Origin of the sequence: Curtobacterium sp. MCBA15_016 (assembly GCF_001865105.1) — a bacterium.
Classification (GTDB): domain Bacteria; phylum Actinomycetota; class Actinomycetes; order Actinomycetales; family Microbacteriaceae; genus Curtobacterium.
This window is the reverse complement of record NZ_MJGR01000016.1, coordinates 40,725-54,982: the sequence shown is the minus strand read 5'-3', so window position 1 is coordinate 54,982 and position 14,258 is coordinate 40,725. Positions and strand designations below refer to the sequence as shown.

The window sequence follows — 14,258 nt, the reverse complement described above, 5'->3', positions numbered from 1 at the left end:
TCTGACCGGAATCGTCTTCGCCGTATCGCGATGTGTTAACGATAGATCGGTAACTATCGTTCTGTCAAGGGGTACGTCCGCACGGGCCGCTGTCGGTGGTGGCGGGCAGGATGGAACGGACCATGACGGACGTCCTCGAGCGCTTCTCCCCCGCCACCGCGGAGTGGTTCCGCGGCGCCTTCGCCGCACCGACCCCGGCGCAGGCCGGTGCGTGGGACGCCGTCTCCACCGGGCAGCACGCGCTCGTGATCGCCCCGACGGGGTCCGGCAAGACGCTGGCATCGTTCCTGTGGTCGATCGACCGACTCATCAGCTCGACCGACCGTCCGCCCGCGAAGCAGCGCACCCGGGTGCTCTACGTGTCCCCGCTGAAGGCCCTCGGCGTCGACGTCGAACGGAACCTGCGCAGCCCGCTCGTCGGCATCACCCAGACCGCACGGCGCCTCGGGCTCGAGCCACCCGACGTCACGGTCGGGGTCCGCAGCGGTGACACCCCGTCGTCCGATCGGCAGAAGCTGCTGCGGCAGCCGCCGGACATCCTCATCACGACGCCGGAGTCGCTGTACCTCATGCTCACCTCGCAGGCGCGCGAGACCCTGGTGAACGTCGACACCGTCATCGTGGACGAGGTGCACGCCGTCGCGTCCACCAAGCGCGGCGCCCACCTGGCGGTCTCGCTCGAACGGCTCGACGACCTGCTCGAGAAGCCCGTGCAGCGGATCGGGCTCTCGGCGACGGTGCGCCCCCCGGAAGAGGTGGCGCGGTTCCTCGGCGGACGCGCACCGGTGTCGATCATCGCCCCGCCGGCGCAGAAGACGTTCGACCTGCGGGTCGTCGTGCCCGTCGACGACATGGCCGAGCTCGGTGCAGCGCCCGTCGGTGCGGACGCGACCGAGTCACCGACGAACGGGTCGATCTGGCCCCACGTCGAGGAACGCGTGGTCGACCTGGTCGAGGAACACCGGTCGACCATCGTGTTCGCGAACTCCCGCCGCCTGGCCGAGCGGTTGACGGCACGGCTGAACGAGATCCACGAAGAACGCGTCCTCGCGGCGGCGGGTTCCGTCGGCGACGGGGCGCTGGTGCCGGCCGGTGCCTCCCCCGTCGACGACGGCCTGCCGGTCGCGCGCGGGCGTCCGCAGTCCCCGGCACGGACCTCGGCGCACGCCGTCGCACCGCAGGGCACGAAGCGGCCCCCGGCGCAGGTGATCGGCGCGTCCGGGCAGACCGGTGGCGGGGGCTCCGATGCCGCCGTGCCGGTGCTCGCCCGCGCCCACCACGGTTCCGTCTCGAAGGACCAGCGCGCCATCATCGAGGACGACCTGAAGTCCGGTCGACTGCGCTGCGTCGTCGCGACGAGTTCGCTCGAGCTCGGCATCGACATGGGCGAGGTCGACCTCGTCGTGCAGGTCGAGGCGCCGCCCTCGGTCGCGAGCGGCCTGCAGCGCGTCGGTCGCGCCGGGCACCAGGTCGGCGAAATCTCCCGCGGCGTGCTGTTCCCGAAGCACCGCGCCGACCTGGTGAACAGCGCCGTGACGGTCGAGCGGATGGTCGCCGGGCAGATCGAGTCGATCTCGGTGCCGGCGAACCCGCTCGACGTCCTCGCGCAGCACACCGTGGCAGCGGGGGCGATCGACACGGTCGACGTCGAGCACTGGTTCGAGCTCGTGCGGCGGAGCGCCCCGTTCAGCGGTCTGCCCCGCTCCGCGTTCGAGGCCACGCTCGACCTCGTGACCGGGCGCTACCCGAGCGACGAGTTCGCCGAGCTCCGCCCGCGCCTGGTGTGGGACCGCGTGCACGGCACCCTGACCGGGCGTCCGGGTGCCCAGCGGCTCGCGGTCACCAGCGGCGGGACGATCCCCGACCGCGGCATGTTCGGCGTGTTCATGGTCGGCGAGAAGGCCTCGCGCGTCGGCGAGCTCGACGAGGAGATGGTCTACGAGTCCCGCGTCGGCGACGTCTTCGCGCTGGGTGCGACGAGCTGGCGCATCGAGGAGATCACCCACGACCGGGTGATCGTCAGCCCCGCGTTCGGGCAGCCGGGCCGCGTGCCGTTCTGGAAGGGCGACGGCATCGGTCGCCCCGCGGAACTCGGCCGTGCCACCGGGGCCTTCGTGCGCGAGGTCGAGGGGGCTTCCGACGACGACGCACGCGCCAGGGTCGCCGCCGGCGGGCTCGACGAACGGGCCGTGACGAACCTGCTCACCTTCCTCCGCGACCAGCGCGCCGCGACCGGACACGTGCCGAACGACACGACCCTCGTGATCGAACGCTTCCGTGACGAGCTCGGCGACTGGCGGCTCATCCTGCACTCGCCGTACGGCATGCAGGTGCACGCGCCGTGGGCCCTGGCGGTCGCCGCACGACTCCGTGAGCGCCACGGGATCGACGGCGACGCCATGGCCGCCGACGACGGGATCGTCGTGCGCATCCCCGAGACCGACGCCGAGCCTCCCGGCGCCGACCTGTTCGTGTTCGAGCGGGACGACCTCGAAGCGCTCGTGACGGACGAGGTCGGGGCGTCGGCGCTGTTCGCCGCGCGCTTCCGTGAGTGCGCCGCGCGGGCGCTCCTGCTGCCCCGCCGGAACCCCGGGCAGCGGTCCCCGCTCTGGCAGCAGCGGCAGCGGGCCTCGCAGCTGCTCGAGGTCGCCCAGAAGTACCCGACCTTCCCGATCGTGCTCGAGACTGTGCGCGAGGTCCTCCAGGACGTGTACGACGTGCCCGCCCTGCTGGGGATCGCCGACGACATCGCGGGCCGGCGCATCCGGTTGGTCGAGACCGAGACGGAGACGCCGTCGCCGTTCGCGCGCTCGCTGCTCTTCGGGTACGTCGCCGCGTTCATGTACGAAGGGGACTCCCCGCTCGCCGAGCGTCGGGCGGCCGCACTGTCCCTCGACTCGACGCTGCTCGGCGAGCTGCTCGGTCGTGCCGAGCTCCGCGAGCTGCTCGACCCGGCGGTCATCGCCTCGGTCGAGCGTGACCTGCAGCGGCGCTCACCGGACCGCCGGGCGCGCGACGCCGAGGGGATCGTCGACGTCCTGCGGCTCGTGGGCGCGCTCGACCTCGACGAGATCGTGGACCGGAGCTGGCTAGCGGAGGCGGACGACCGCGCCGCAGCGACGACCGAGGTGCAGACCGTGCTCGCCGCGCTCGAGCGAGACCGCCGCGTGCTCGCGTTCTCGCACGCCGGTGCGACCCGGTGGGCCGTGATCGAGGATGCCTCCCGCCTGCGCGACGCCCTCGGGGTGCCCCTGCCGATCGGCGTGCCGACGGCGTTCGTCGAACCGGTGGCCGATCCGCTCGGCGACCTGGTCGGCCGGTACGCCCGGTCGCACGGGCCGTTCTCCGCGCAGGACGCCGCCGGACGGCTGGGGCTCGGGATCGCCGTCGTGCAGGACACCCTGCGCCGCCTCGTCGCCGACCGTCGCGTGGTCGAGGGCGAGTTCCGTCCCGATCGCCAGGGTGCGGAGTGGTGCGACGCCGAGGTGCTCCGCCGCATCCGCACGAAGTCGCTCGCGGCGCTCCGGCACGAGGTCGAGCCCGTCGCCCCGGACGCCCTCGCGCGGTTCCTGCCCGCGTGGCAGCACGTCCGGACCGCCGGTACCCGCGGCGGACTACGCGGCGTCGACGGGGTGCTCCAGGTCGTCGACCAGCTCGCCGGGGTGGCACTGCCCGCGAGCGCGTGGGAGACCCTCGTGCTGCCGGCACGCGTCGGCGACTACGCGCCGAGCATGCTCGACGAGCTCACCGCCACGGGCGAGGTCCTCTGGTCCGGCGGCGGCACCCTGCCGGGCAACGACGGCTGGATCCGCCTGCACCTCGCCGACACCGCGGCCACGACCCTGGCGGAGCCCTCCGGCGACGAGACGACCGAGCTCCAGCGGGACGTGCTCGGTGCGCTCGCGGGCGGCGGCGCGTACTTCTTCCGGCAGCTCGGGCAGGCCGTGGGCAGCACCGACGACACCGCCCTGGCGACCGCACTGTGGGACCTGGTGTGGGCCGGACAGATCACGAACGACACCTTCGCGCCGTTGCGGGCGATGCTCGGCGGGAAGGCGAAGAGCTCGAGCGCACCTCGCGCACGGGCGTACCGCGGCCGTCGTCGGCCGACGATGCCGACCCAGTCAGGTCCGCCGTCCGTCGGCGGCCGGTGGTCCCTGCTCCCCCTCGCCGAGTCCGACGCGACCGTCCGTGCCGCCGCGACCGCCGAACAGCTGCTCGAGCGGTACGGCGTCGTCACCCGCGGCGCCGTGCAGGTCGAGGGCGTCCGGGGCGGGTTCGCCGGCGTGTACCGGGTGCTCTCCCGCTTCGAGGAGTCCGGCCGGGCGCGCCGGGGCTACTTCGTCGAGGGCCTCGGTGCCGCGCAGTTCGCGACGGGGCCCACCGTCGACCGGCTCCGCACGTACGCGCGCGACATCGACGACGACGAACGGGCCGATCCGGACCGGTCGCGTGATGCCCTGACCCTCGCGGCGACCGACCCGGCGAACGCGTACGGGGCGTCGCTGCCGTGGCCGTCCGACACCGCCGCCGGGCCCGACGACGACGGTCCGGGCAGCGCCGACGGTACGGCTGGTCGTCCCGGTGGGGTCGCCGACTCCGCTCCCGCGAAGACGACGGGCCGAGGGCACCGGCCCGGGCGCAAGGCGGGTGCGCTCGTCACGACGGTCGACGGGCACCTCGCGGTGTACGTCGAACGCGGTGGCAAGTCGGTGCTGACCTTCACCGACGACCCGGCGGACCTCGCCGTGGCGGCGGCGTCGATCGCCGCGACCGTGCGGAGCGGCCTGCGGAAGCTCTCGGTCGAGCGGGTGGACGGGGACTTCGTCCTCGAGACGCCGCTCGGTTCGGCGCTGCGCGAAGCCGGCTTCACCGCCACCCCGCAGGGGCTGCGTCTCCGTGTCTGAGCCTTCGACGGGGGTGCCCGGTGCCTGAGGGCGACACCGTCTTCCGTGCCGCCCGTCGGCTCCACGCCGCACTGGCGGGGAAGGTCCTCACCCGCAGCGACTTCCGGGTGCCGGCGTTCGCCACGCTCGACCTCGTCGGCCGCACGGTGGACGAGGTCGTCCCGCGTGGCAAGCACCTGCTGCACCGGATCGGCGACCTGACCGTGCACTCGCACCTCAAGATGGAGGGGCGGTGGGACGTCTACGCGCCCGGGGACCGCTGGCGTCGCCCGGCACACCAGGCACGGGTGGTGCTCGACGCTGCGGAGGTCTCGACGGTCGGCTTCGCGCTCGGGGTGCTCGAGGTCGTCCCCCGCGACCAGGAGTCCGAGATCGTCGGGTACCTCGGCCCCGACCTGCTCGGTCCCGACTGGGACGCCGACCTCGCGCTGGCGAACCTGACGCGGGACCCTGATCGTCCGGTCGGCCTCGCACTGCTCGACCAACGGGTGCTCGCCGGCCTCGGGAACGTCTACCGGAACGAACTGTGCTTCCTGCGAGGTGTCCTGCCGACCCGTCCGGTGCACCAGGTGCACGACCCGGCGCGGATGATCGCCCTGGCGAGCCGGCTCATCCTCGCCAACCGTGACCGCAGTGCCCGTGTGACCACCGGGGTCGATCGGCCCGGTCGGCGCTTCTGGGTCTACGGCCGGGCGGGGAAGCCGTGCCTGCGCTGCGGGACGCCGATCCGGTACGGGGAGCTCGGTGAGTCGGAGCTGACCCTGCGGGACACGTACTGGTGTCCGCGCTGCCAGACCTGACGGGGCGCGGCCGCGGCCACCGCGCCGGCGCTCTGTGCGAGGTTCCGACCACTGTGGGACGCGAGCAGGGCCGCACGGTGCGCGGAACCTCGCACGCTGTCGTGGAACGCGCCGGCGCTACGCGCGCGACATGATCCACGCCAGCATGTACGACCGCGAGTTCGCCGAGTCGACCACCGCGTCCGGCAACGCCCGCGCCTCCCGCAGCGCCGTGGCCGCATCGGCCCGTGACGCCAGCGCCCGGTACATGAGCAGGTAGTCGCCGAACTGGACGTCGTACCTGCCGTCCGGCACGGCCTCGGCCAGCACCCGGCGGATCTGCGCCGCCCCGCCGGCATCGACGTACGAGGCGGCCACGGCCGGCATCGGGATGAGCTCGATCCCCGCGGGCGCGGCCGCCGCGGCGCTGAACCAGGTCGCGTGGTCGCGCTTGCCGCCCCAGGTCAGCGAGACCACCCGGTGCCGGAACTCCGGGAACGCGGAGAGGTCCGGGTCGAGCACGTCCCGCGCGGCCGAGGCCGCCTCGTTCGAGAGCAGCCACGTCCCGACGGACCGGAGCGACGACGACCCCGACGACGACCCCGACGACGAGCCGGACACCGCTCCCCACAGCGCGACGCCGTTCCACGCCGAGACGGCCTCGGACGACGACTCCTGGTTGTTGCCGTCGGCGAACGGCGAGAACCCGGACGCCCACGAGTGCTGCGCGTACGGGTCGTAGACGCGGAGCGCCGGGAACGAGGCGGTGGCCTCCGGCGAGGCGATGTCCGCCGCGACGAGGTCGGCCACGGTCCGCCACCGGCTGACGAGCGCCGGGTCGTCGGCGGCGAGGACGGCGGCTGCGGACAGGACGTAGCCGTAGTGGAAGTGGTGGTCGTTGAACTCGTCGGAGCCGAACGAGGCCTCCTGCCCGACGAGCCCGTGCAGCGTGGGGTCGTAGGCGAAGCACCGCGCCGTGCGGGTCCCGCACCCGGCGGGGTCGAACCACTGGTCGAGCTCGTCGACGACCGAGGTCTTCAGCGCATCCGCCACCGACGCGAGGTCGAGCTGCGTCGCGAGCCGGTACAGGTTCGCGACGCGGTAGAGGTCCTTCCCACCGCCGTAGCTGTCCGCGGCGTAGGACGAGGCATCCACCGTGGACGCGTCGGCGCGGACCTGGGTGACGAGCGCCGCTCGCTCCGAGGACGACAGCCCCGACAGGTCGAGGGTGTCCGAGGGCCGGACCGTGTCGACCGCGAACCGCAGGGCGGTGCCGGTGCAGACCGGGGCAGGCCCCTGGACGGTCTCGTAGTGCAGGCCGGTGCACTCCAGGCCGGTCGTGCCCTGCCCCGGCTGCGGGACGAGCACGCCCCGGTCGCCGGAGCCGAAGTCGTACGTGAGCGTCGTGCGCTGTTTCCCCCGCGAGGCGCTGCGGTCGAGCGCGACCCCCGTGAGCGGACGGGCGGCGGCGACGAGCCGGGTCGTCTGCGCCGTGGTCGCGCCGTCCGGGACCGGCAGGAGCACGACGCTGCCGCCGGACCGCAGGTCGATCGCGTCGCCGTCGATCGTCCCGTCGCGGACGACGAGCTGCCAGGTCCGGCCGCCGCTGGTGACGGTCCCGGTGCCGTCCCCGGTGCCGTCGATCGGCGAGGTCGCGGTGACGGTGCCGGCACGCGCGGCGGTGTACGTCACGAGCGGCGAGCCTTCGGCGACCACCGTGTGCCCGAGGACGGTGGAGCCGTCACGGTGCTCGACGGTCACGGACACCGAGTCGTAGTCGGACACCAGGGTCGAGGTCGCACCGAGGTCGAGTCCGACCTGCTGCGTCGCGCCGCCGGCGATGGTCTTCTCGGTGGCCGTGACGGTGGGGAGCCCGGCCGCGAAGCCGTCGTCGGTCACCTGCCACGAGATCGGGCTGGGGAACACCGGCTGCGGTGCCGCGCCGAAGACGAGTCCCGAGAACCAGCGGTTCGTCGGCGGCAGCAGGCCGTCGGCGAGGCGCATCGCGCCCGCCTTCGACGACGCGACGTCGCCGAGAGCGGCGACCGCGCGCGCCTGTGCCGCACCGTTCGTGGTGGGCGAGGTGGTCTCGCCGGGGTGATCCGTGCCTCCAGGACCGGTGCACGCGGTCACGAGCATCGCGACGGCCGTCACGACGGTGACGCTGGTGGACAGCCTGGAGGCACGGCGCACGCCGACCCGACGGCGCGCGTCCGGCGCCTGGTCGCGACGGGCAGACCGAGGCAGCCGGAGCATGGGGCTACAGTCCGATCTGCCGCGCGAAGTCACGGACGAGGTCCGTGACGCCCGCGAGCCGGCCGTCGTCCCGCAGGTGCAGGGTGGCGTCCACCGGCGTCCCGGGGCTCGTGATCCCGCTCGACGGCGACGCGGAGAGCTCGGGGCTCTCGACGTCGACCGTGGTCTTCGCCTGTCCCTGGTCGTTGGTCTCGACGCTGACGCTCTTCACGGTCCCCCGGATCGTCGTGTCGTTCGGGAGCACGAGGTCGACCGCGGCGCCGTTCCGGATCCGCCCGTAGTCCCGGGCCGTCACGATGAAGCTCGAGGTGACGAAGAGGCTGTCCTCCTTGTGGATCGTGCCGAGCTCGGAGCCGGCCTGCACGTATCCGCCGATCTTCACGTCGACCTTGGCGACGGTGCCGGAGACCTCGGCCTTGAACGTGATGAAGCCGTCGGCGCCGATGTCGTACGCGCTCGTCTGCGTGTTCGCGCCCACGACGCCCTTCCGGATGTCCTGCGCGAGCTGGAGGCTCTGCACCTGGAGGAGCTGGTCGCCCTTCCGGACGGTGTCGCCCTCCTCGACGTACTCCTCGGTGACGGTCCCGCCGTAGTCGGTGCCGACGGCGTACTCCTGCGCGGCGATCGCCGCCGAGGTGCTCGCCACGGCGCTCTGCCGCTGGTTGAAGACGAGCGTGAACGCCGCCACGACCACGAGCACCACGATGAGTCCCGCGAACAGCCGGAGTCGGTTCGTCCAGGTCATGCCGTCACCCCGTCCAGCATTGCGGTCAGCCGGTCCGTCACGCGGTTCCGGGCCTGTTCGCGGAACGCGGCGATGATGAACGCGAGGAACACGAGGGTGTTCGTGGTGTTCCAGGCCGTCGCGAGCGTCAGCTGCCCGTTGTCGAGGTCACGCCAGACCGCCACGACGCTCGTCAACGCCAGGAACACGAACACGAGCACCTGCGGGACGATGAAGTTGAACGGGGAGGGCGTCCGACCACGGGAGGCACCGGTGACGTGCCACGCCTGCTCCTTGCCGCAGACGACGTTCCAGAGCGCGCTCGCGTAGATCGGGAACGAGACCGCGGCGAGCAGGAGCGTCTCGTACCGGAACGACCCGAGGGCGTAGAACGCGAGGAGCACCTGCGCGCCGTAGAAGCCGAGGTAGAACAGCACCCACTCGCCGGCCCCGATCGTCAGGTTCATCGGGCGCAGGTCGAAGTAGATCTCGAGCGGGGGCACGAGCAGGAGGAGCCCGGGGACGATGCCCGTCAGGTAGAAGCTCGCGGTGACGAGGTACTGCAGTCGCTGGTCCATCGTCAGCCGGTGCTTCGGGCGGAACGGGAAGTGCGTGAGCAGGATCTCGAAGCCGCCCGTGGCCCACCGGAGCTGCTGCTTGGTGAAGCCCTCGATGGTCTCCGGGGCGTCCCCGACGGCGAGGGTCATCGGGATGAAGACGGTCTTCCAGCCGCGCTCGTGGAGCATCAGGCTCGTCCAGACGTCCTCGGACTTCGAGTCGGTGTACATGCCGCCGATCTCGTCGATGGCCTCGCGGCGGAAGATGACGTTCGTCCCGACGCAGAACGCCGCGTTGAACCGGTTCCGGCCGGGCTGGATGAACCGGTAGAACACCGTCTGCATGTACCCGGCACCCCGCGAGACGAGGTTGTGGAGGTTGCCGTAGGACTGCGGGGTCTGCACGAAGGCGATCCCGTCGTCGGCGAAGAACGGCACGGTCTCGAACAGGAAGTCCGGCTTCGGCACGAAGTCCGCGTCGAAGACCGCGAAGTAGTCGCCCTTGGCGAGCGTCAGCGCGTGGTTGATGTTGCCCGCCTTCGCGCCGTGCGACGAGAGCCGACGGACGTACCGGGCGCCGAGCTCCTCGGCGAGCGCCCGCACCTCGTCGCTCCGCCCGTCGTCGAGCACCCACGTGCGGTGCTCGCCGCGCATGGCCACCGCGGCCTGCACGGTCGCGGCCACCTTGGTGAGCTCCTCGCCGTAGACGGTGATGAAGACGTCGACGTCCACCCGGCGTCCGCGCACGTGCATCGGCCAGCGGTGGGGCTGGTCGGCGGCGCCGCTCCGGGCGATGGTGTCGCGGTCGAACAGGGTGTCCTGGGTGTGGTGGAACGCGAAGTCCCGGGGGTCGGAGCCGCCGGACAGGATCGTCCACATGGACAGGAGCGCCTGCCCCACGAGCACGCTCTCGGCGACGATCACGAGTCCGTACGGCAGGAAGTCGCCCCGGTTCGCCGGGTCGAGGAGGAACACCGCGTACGCCATCACGCCGAGCGTGGCGACGAGCACGATGAGGACCATCACGGGGCTGTGCGCCCGGCTCTCGGCACGTGGTCGGACGTAGGGCACCGGCTCGGTCTGCCGGCGGCGTCGGGCGCGCTCGCGGTCGCGCGGCGTGAGCGGGGCCGGGAGCTGGAAGTCGAAGGACTGCAGCTCGTCGGTCGCCTCTGGTGCTCGGAGTGGCGTCGGGGTACGACGAACGTCGGGTGGTGCGGACATGGCGTGGTCTCCTGTCGGGTTCGGAGAGGACTCACGCGTGGTCGAGCGCAGGCGCCGACGCATCGTGAGACGGGCGTCGGCGGCTGCGGCGACATGGATCCGGACCCTCGGGAGGTCCGGCCGGCGAGGGACTAGGGATCCTGCGCCGGCGGTGCTCGCGACCGTGGGTGCGGTCGCGGTGTTCGGTGTTTCGTGTCGTGGTGCGGTCGTGCTGTCGACGGCCCGTCGCCGTCGGTGTTGCGAGCGTAGGTCCGACGGTGGTGCTGGTTCGTGACGAACGTGTGAACAAGTCTCGGGGGCGGCGATCGTGCGGTTTCCCGCAAGCGGCCGCCCCCGACGCGACGTCACGCCGCGGAGCGTCCCGCGGCGGGGCGTCGGCGCAGGGTGGCGTCGAGCACGGCCGGCGGCTGGTACTGCTGGTCGAGCCGTCCGACGTCGGTGCCCGGCGGGACGATCGCGTCGATGCGGTCGAGGACCTCGTCGGAGAGCACCACGTCGGCGCCGGCGAGCAGGTCGTCGAGTTGTTCCACGGAGCGCGGGCCGATCAGGGCGCTCGTGACGCCGGGGTGCGCGATCGCGAAGGCCATCGCGAGGTGGGTCATCCGGATGCCGGTCTCCTCGGACAGTGCGACCACCTGTTCCACGGCGTCGATCCGTCGCTCGTCGCGGTTGTGCCGGAACATGGTCGCGCGGGCGAGGTCGGTGTCCTGGCCCTTCCGGAAGCGGCCGGTCAGCATGCCGCCGGCGAGGGGACTCCACACGAGGGACCCCATGCCGTACCGCTGGACGACCGGGAGGACCTCCCGCTCGATGCCGCGGTTGAGGATCGAGTACGTGGGCTGCTCGGTCCGGAAGCGCTCGAGTCCGCGACGCTCCGACGTCCACTGCGCCTCGACCTGCATCGACGCGGGGAAGTCCGAGCTGCCGATCGCCCGGACCTTGCCGCTGCGGATCAGGTCGGTCAGGGCGGACAGGGTCTCCTCGAGGTCGACCGTGTCGTCGGGTCGGTGCGCCTGGTACAGGTCGATGTGGTCGGTCCGGAGGCGCCGCAGCGACCCCTCGACGGCCTGCGTGATCCACCGCCGGGAGTTGCCGCGCCGGTTCGGGTCGTCGCCCATCGGGCCGTTGAACTTGGTGGCGATGACGACGTCGTCCCGGCGGCCGGCGAGCGCCTTGCCGAGCAGTTCCTCCGAGCCGCCCTGCGAGTAGCGGTCGGCGGTGTCGATGAAGTTGATGCCCGCGTCGAGTGCGCGGTGGACGATGCGGATCGAGTCCTGCTCGTCGCCGTTGCCGATGCTGCCGTCGGTGCCGAGCATCATGGCGCCGAGGGCGAAGGGGCTGACCTGGATGCCGGTGCGGCCGAGGGTGCGGTACTGCATGTGCGGTTCCTCCTGTCGATGGCGTTCCGGGTGTCGGTGCCGTATCGTGGCCCGAAGTGGAACGCTCTTCCGGAACTATACGGAACGGCTTTCCGTTTACGCAAGAGGAGGACTCCGTGCGCGCCGACGCCCGACGCAATGCCGACGCCCTGACCGACGCCGCCAAGGCCGTCTTCGCGACCGACGGGGTGGACGCCCCCGCGAAGCTGATCGCGGACCGGGCCGGGGTCGGGGTCGGCACGCTGTACCGACGGTTCCCGCAGCGCTCGGACCTCGTCGTCGCGGTGTTCCAGCGGGCGGTCGAGTCGACGGCGGCCGCCGCGGACGAGCTCGCCGCCGCGCACGCCCGCGACGAGGCGCTCGCCCTGTGGCTGCAGCGGTTCACCGAGTTCGTCGCGACGAAGCGCGGGCTCGCCGCCGCCCTGCACTCGGGCGACCCGGCGTTCGAGGCGCTGCCGGACTACTTCCTCGCGCGGCTCGGTGGCGCCCTCGGTGGACTCCTCGACGCCGCGGCGGCCGCGGGGACGATCCGCCCCGACGTCGACGCGCAGCAGCTCCTGCACGCGGTGGCCGACCTGTGCCACGGTGCTCCGACGATCGAGCAGAGCCAGCTGCTCGTCGGGCTGCTCGTGGACGGGCTCCGCTACCGCGCGACGGCCTGACCGGCGGGGTGGAGCCGCTCGGCCGCGGTCGCCCGGACGGCCTCGGTCACGCGCTCGAGCAGCGGTGAGGCCAGGTTCCAGCGCTGCCACCAGAGCGCCACGTCCGCCCGACGCCCGGGAGTGAGCTCGACGAGGTCACCCCGGTCGAGGGCATCGAGGCACTGAGCCTCCGGCAGCATCCCCCAGCCGAAGCCGAGCGACACCGCACGGGCGAAGTCCGCCGAGGTCGGGACGAAGTGCCGCGGCCCGGACGGCGCGTGGCCGAGCACCCGCCGCAGGTACCCCTGCTGCAGGTCGTCGTCGCGGTCGTAGTCCACGAGGGGTACCCGGTCGAGGAGCCGTGTCATCCGCTGCTCGCTGTCGACACCCGGCAGGTACCGGGCGACGAACGACGGGGAGGCGACTGCCCGGTACCGGTCGATCCCCAGCGGCACCGAGGAGCACCCCTGCACCGGCTCGGCCTCGGCCGTGACCGCCGCCATCACCGTGCCCGCGCGGAGGAGTTCGGCGGTGCGGTCCTGGTCCTCGCGGTGGAGGTCGAACACGACCTCGGTGTCGGCGCGCACGAGGGCGAGTGCATCGAGGAACCAGGTGCCCAGCGAGTCGGCGTTGACCGCGAGCGGGATCGACGGGACGACCGAGTCACCGCCGCCGAGCGCCCGGGTGGTCTCCTCGTCGAGCAACCGGGCCTGTCGTGCGTGACGGAGGACGACCTCGCCGTCGGGGGTCGGGCGGACCGGCGTCGTCCGCTGCAGGAGCACCCGGCCCACCTGCTGCTCCATCGACTTGATGCGCTGCGACACCGCCGACGGCGTGATCGACAGCGCTCTGGCCGCGGCGTCGAGCGTCCCGTGGTCGACCGCGGCGAGCAGGGTCTCGAGGTGTTCGCGCTGCAGTCGTGGCATGCAGCTGAGCTTACGCAGCATCAGGAACGTGAGCTGTACTGCACGTGGCCGCGGCCGTACGGTCGGACCGTGACCACACTCCTCCCCCTGCTCGCCGGCCTCGGTACCGGGCTCGCGCTCATCGTGGCGATCGGTGTGCAGAACACGTACCTGCTCCGGCTCGCGGTGACCTCGTCGGTGCGGGTCGTCGCGGCCGCGGTGGTGGTCTGCGCGCTCTCGGATGCCGTGCTGATCCTCGCGGGGGTGCTCGGCGTCGGGGTCGTGGTGGAGCGGTTCCCGGTGGCGCTCGTGGTGATCCGTTTCGTCGGTGCGGCGTTCCTGGTGACCTACGGGGTGCTCGCGGCTCGGCGGGCGCTGTGGCCGTCCGGCGCGGCGATGCGGGTGGAGTCGGCGGCGGCGGCGGCGGACGACGGCGTGCCGGTGGCGACCGCGGCGGTGGGACCGGCCACCTCGGCGACGGTGGGTGCGGGGCGGACGCGAACCGCGCCTCCTGGACCCGGACGGACCGACCGCGCCGTCACCCTGCGGACGGCCGTGGTGACGATGCTGCTGTTCACGTGGGCCAACCCGCACGTCTACCTGGACACGCTCGTGTTCCTCGGGTCCGTCGCGAACCAGCAGGGGCCGGCGGAGCGGTGGTGGTGGACGGTGGGGGCGGTCCTCGCGAGTTGCCTGTGGTTCGGCGCGCTCGGGTTCGGCGGACGGCTGCTGCGACCGTTGTTCGCGAAGCCGCTGACGTGGCGCGTGTTCGACGGGCTCGTCGCGCTCGTCATGCTCGGATTCGGCGCGGCGCTCGCGCTGGGCGCCTGACGCGGCGCGCGGCGGGTGGCTGCGCCCACGCCCGCGTGGAACCACGTTTCCGACACCG

The 14,258-nt window shown here is 72.7% G+C and carries 9 protein-coding genes; 4 read left to right on the top strand and 5 right to left on the bottom strand.

From position 1 onward, the window contains the following. Positions 1–122 precede the first annotated feature (122 nt). Positions 123–4,907 carry a DEAD/DEAH box helicase gene (locus BIV03_RS07150; protein WP_071295189.1) on the top strand — a complete coding sequence of 1,595 codons (4,785 nt, stop codon included), beginning with the start codon at positions 123–125 and terminating at the stop codon, positions 4,905–4,907. A 20-nt stretch (positions 4,908–4,927) separates the two neighbouring features. Next, a complete protein-coding gene (locus BIV03_RS07145; RefSeq protein ID WP_071295188.1) occupies positions 4,928–5,707 on the top strand; it encodes a DNA-formamidopyrimidine glycosylase family protein in 780 nt (259 codons plus the stop codon). 117 nt (positions 5,708–5,824) lie between these two features. On the opposite strand, the gene BIV03_RS07140 is transcribed toward BIV03_RS07145, so the two are convergent. From BIV03_RS07140 to BIV03_RS07125, 4 genes are all read right to left on the bottom strand, one after another. Next, entirely contained in the window at positions 5,825–7,942 is a 2,118-nt protein-coding gene (locus tag BIV03_RS07140) for a glycosyl hydrolase (protein WP_071295187.1), read from the bottom strand. Between the two features lie 4 nt (positions 7,943–7,946). Beyond that, complete coding sequence (locus BIV03_RS07135) at positions 7,947–8,687, bottom strand: HlyD family efflux transporter periplasmic adaptor subunit (RefSeq protein ID WP_071295186.1); 741 nt, start codon at positions 8,685–8,687, stop codon at positions 7,947–7,949. Further along, entirely contained in the window at positions 8,684–10,444 is a 1,761-nt protein-coding gene (locus BIV03_RS07130; RefSeq protein WP_071295185.1) for a glycosyltransferase, read from the bottom strand. Before BIV03_RS07130 ends, BIV03_RS07135 begins: the two co-directional genes overlap by 4 nt. A gap of 344 nt (positions 10,445–10,788) precedes the next feature. Next, a complete protein-coding gene (locus BIV03_RS07125; RefSeq protein WP_070417638.1) occupies positions 10,789–11,823 on the bottom strand; it encodes an aldo/keto reductase in 1,035 nt (344 codons plus the stop codon). 116 nt (positions 11,824–11,939) lie between these two features. Between BIV03_RS07125 and BIV03_RS07120 the strand changes: the two genes are divergently transcribed. Then, positions 11,940–12,485: a TetR/AcrR family transcriptional regulator gene (locus tag BIV03_RS07120; protein ID WP_083403270.1), complete on the top strand. Its 546-nt coding sequence runs from the start codon at positions 11,940–11,942 to the stop codon at positions 12,483–12,485. On the opposite strand, the gene BIV03_RS07115 is transcribed toward BIV03_RS07120, so the two are convergent. After that, positions 12,467–13,390 (bottom strand): LysR family transcriptional regulator ArgP, encoded by a 924-nt coding sequence (locus BIV03_RS07115; RefSeq protein WP_070419344.1) that lies wholly within the window; start codon positions 13,388–13,390, stop codon positions 12,467–12,469. The genes BIV03_RS07120 and BIV03_RS07115 overlap by 19 nt on opposite strands. Positions 13,391–13,459: 69 nt before the next feature. Between BIV03_RS07115 and BIV03_RS07110 the strand changes: the two genes are divergently transcribed. After that, entirely contained in the window at positions 13,460–14,200 is a 741-nt protein-coding gene (locus tag BIV03_RS07110; protein ID WP_071295183.1) for a LysE/ArgO family amino acid transporter, read from the top strand. Positions 14,201–14,258 lie beyond the last annotated feature (58 nt).